This window comes from Rhizobacter sp. P2_H2 (genome assembly GCF_056403375.1).
Window position 1 is genome coordinate 1 of the sequence record NZ_JBFUFP010000612.1, and the last position, 3,282, is coordinate 3,282.

Below are 3,282 nucleotides of genomic sequence, written 5' to 3' on the forward strand. Positions count from 1 at the left end.
GCCCAGCAGTTCGAGCAGCTCGCACGAGACCTTGCCGCAGTGCAGGCCCATGCTGCGCGCGATCCAGTTCAGGTCCTCGTCGGCGGTCGGCAGCAAATGCGTCTGCTGGTCGTCGAGAAACTGGATGCGGTGCTCGATGCGGCGCAGGAAGGTGTAGGCCTCGGCCAGCCGGTCGGCGCTGGCCGGCTTCATCAAGCCGCCGGCGGTCAGCTTGGCCAGGGCCTTCAGCGTCGAGCGGGTGCGGATCTCGGGGAACTGCCCGCCGCGCACCACCAGCAGCAGCTGCACGATGAACTCGATCTCGCGGATGCCGCCGCGCGACAGCTTCACGTCGTTCGCGCGCTCCGGCCGGCCGGCGGCCCGGCGCTGCGCTTCGTCGCGCACCTTGCGGTGCAGCTGGCGCAGCCCCTCGAACACGCCGTAGTCGAGGTAGCGGCGGTAGACGAAGCTGGTCACGGTGGAGCGCAGCGCGAGCGCGCGGCCGTTGCGCACGCTCTCGCGCGGCGCGACGACGCGGCTCTTCAGCCATGCGAAGCGCTCCCACTCGCGGCCCTGCACCAGGAAGTACTCCTCCAGCATCGCGAGGCTCACCACCGGCGGGCCGGAGTTGCCGTTCGGGCGCAGCGCGAGGTCGACCCGGAACACGAAGCCGTCGTCGGTGGTGTCGCCGATCAGCGCGTACAGGCTGCGCGCGAGCTGCGAGAAGTATTCGTGCGCGGTGACCTGCTGCGGCCCGGCGGTCTCGCCGTCTTCTTCATAGACGTAGACCAGGTCGATGTCGGACGAGACGTTCAGCTCGCGCGCGCCCAGCTTGCCCATGCCGACGACCCAGAAGTCGATGCGCCGGCCGTCGGCGTTCAGCGGCGCGCCGTAGCGCTGGTCCTGCTCGTGCTGCGCCTGCGCGATCGCGCGGTCGAGCGTGGTCTCGGCCAGCTCGGTCATCGCGCGGGTGATGTCCTCCATCGCCGCGCCCTGCTCGATGTCGAGCACGGCCAGGCGTTCCAGCACCAGGTGGCGGGCGACGCGCAGCGCGCTCGGCAGCGTGCGCTCGGTGGCCAGCAGCGCGTCGATCAGCGCCTCGATCGGCTCGCGGGTCGGCAGGCCGGGCGCCAGCAGCGACAGCTCGGCGCCAAAGCGGCGGCGGATCCGCTGCACGAAGCGGCTGTGCTCGGCGCGTGCCGGGCCGGGCGGCGTGGATGCAGCGGCGGCCGGTGCGCCCAGGGTGGAAGACTCGAGAGCCATGAGACGTTGCTGCCCGTGTCAAGGAAGGCGGTCGGATTCTGCCCCAGCTGCTATTCCTGTGACGGGCGCAGGCCCGGAGTCCGACGTAAGCTCTTGCGCTCTGGCCCTCACGGCGTGAGGAAGGCCACATTCTTCAGGGAAACCCCGATGCTGATCGCCGCACTTCAAACGGTCTCGACGCCGCGCGTCGACGAGAACCTGGACCATGCCCGCCGGCTGATCGCGCAGGCCGCCGCGGCAGGCGCCCGGCTGGTCGGGCTGCCGGAGTACTTCTGCCTGATGGGCCACAGCGACCGCGACAAGCTCGCGCTGGCCGAGGCGCCGGGCGACGGGCCGATCCAGGCGATGCTGTCCGAGGCGGCGCGCAGCCACGGGATCTGGATCATCGGCGGCACGCTGCCCATGCGCATCGGCGCATTCAACGAGTCCGGCACCGGCAGCCCCGACCGCGTGCTCAACGCGAGCTGCGTGTTCGCACCCGACGGCACGCTCGCGGCGCGCTACGACAAGATGCACCTGTTCCGCTACGACAACGGCCGCGAGAACTTCGACGAAGGCCGCGTGCTGCGGGCCGGCAGCGAGCCGGTGACCTTCGACGCCGACGGGCTGCGCGTCGGCCTGAGCATCTGCTACGACCTGCGCTTCCCCGAGCTGTACCGCGCGATGATGTCGCCGCCGTGCGACCTGCTGGCGGTGCCGGCGGCGTTCACGCACACCACCGGGAAGGCGCACTGGGAGCTGCTGCTGCGGGCGCGCGCGGTCGAGAACCAGTGCTACGTGATCGCGCCGGCGCAGGGCGGGCTGCACGAGAACGGCCGCCGCACCTTCGGCCACAGCCTGATCGCCGACCCGTGGGGCGAGGTGCTCGCGATGYGCGAGGAGGGCGAAGGGGTCGTGATGGCGACGCTGGACCCGGCGCGGATCGCGCAGGTGCGGATGCAGCTGCCGGCGCTGACGCACCGCCAGCCGAGGTGGATCGCGGCCTGATCAGTTCAGCTCGTTGCGCCGCGGCAGGTCCGCCCCGCGCCGCGAGCAGGTGATGGCCGCCGCACGCGCCGCGAAGTTCAGCGCATCGGCCAGCTGTGCGCCGTCCAGCGCCGCGATCGCCCGCCCCGACAGCGCGTCGCGCTCGGCCAGCCAGGTCAGCAGCGCCGCCTGGAAGGTGTCGCCGGCACCGACCGTGTCGATCACCGCCACCACCACCGGCTGCGCCTCGGCCTGCGCGCCGGCCGTCCAGCCGATCGCCCCCTTCGCGCCGCGCGTCACCACCACCAGCGTCACGCCGGCCGCAAGCCACTGCCGGGCCAGCACCTCGTGCTCGACGCCCGGGTACAGCAGCGCGAGATCCTCGTCGCTGACCTTCAGCAGGTGCGTGCGCGGCAGCATCCACTGCAGCTGCTCGCGCCAGCGCGCGACCTCGGGCTCGACGTTCAGCCGGATGTTCGGGTCGTAGGAGATCAGGCAGCGCCCGTGCTCGCGCTCGACCAGCGCCCGCAACGTGCCCGCCACCGGCTCGACGACGGTGTTGAACGAGCCGACGTGGATCACCTTCGCATCGCCCGGCACGCGCTGCAGCGCCTCGAGCGGCACCTCGCGGTCGGCCGCGCCGTGGCCGTAGAACGCATACGAGGGCACGCCGGCCGCATCCAGCCCGACCAGGCCGAGCGTGGTCGGCGCACTGCTGACGTGCAGCGCCCGCGTGTCGACGCGCTCCGCCCGCATCGCCGCCACCAGCCGCTCGCCCAGGAAGCCGCTCGACACGCCGCCGAAGAATGCGACCGGCTGATCGAGCCGCGCCAGCCCGACCGCGACGTTGAACGGCGAACCGCCGATGCGCGCATCCATGCGGACACCCGTCGGTGTCGAACCGGTCGAGAACACATCCATCAAGGCTTCGCCACACACCACGAACATCGGACTCTCCAGAAAAGGGCGCGCAAAAGGGCGCGCCAGCTTGCCCCCGGCGGGTCGCGGAGGTTACAGGGTTTTCCATTAATCAATCAACTTGATTTATTAAACGCCGTTGCCCATACTTTGCTG

3 protein-coding genes are annotated in these 3,282 nt (G+C 71.2%); 1 reads left to right on the forward strand and 2 read right to left on the reverse strand.

Annotation, left to right across the window (positions count from 1 at the left end; all coding sequences use genetic code 11):
* The coding region (locus tag AC1D15_RS23360) for a [protein-PII] uridylyltransferase family protein (RefSeq protein WP_477827852.1) at window positions 1-1,242 on the reverse strand (1,242 nt) is incomplete at its 3' end.
* Between the two features lie 147 nt (window positions 1,243-1,389).
* On the opposite strand from AC1D15_RS23360, the gene AC1D15_RS23365 reads away from it, so the two are divergent.
* The gene (locus AC1D15_RS23365) at window positions 1,390-2,229 is read left to right on the forward strand and encodes a carbon-nitrogen hydrolase family protein (protein WP_477827853.1); all 840 of its coding nucleotides are present in this window, start codon (window positions 1,390-1,392) and stop codon (window positions 2,227-2,229) included.
* Here AC1D15_RS23365 and AC1D15_RS23370 read toward each other — a convergent pair whose 3' ends face one another.
* On the reverse strand, window positions 2,230-3,156 hold the full coding sequence (locus AC1D15_RS23370; protein WP_477827854.1) for a carbohydrate kinase family protein: 927 nt from the start codon (window positions 3,154-3,156) through the stop codon (window positions 2,230-2,232). It lies immediately after the preceding gene.
* Window positions 3,157-3,282: the final 126 nt, after the last annotated feature.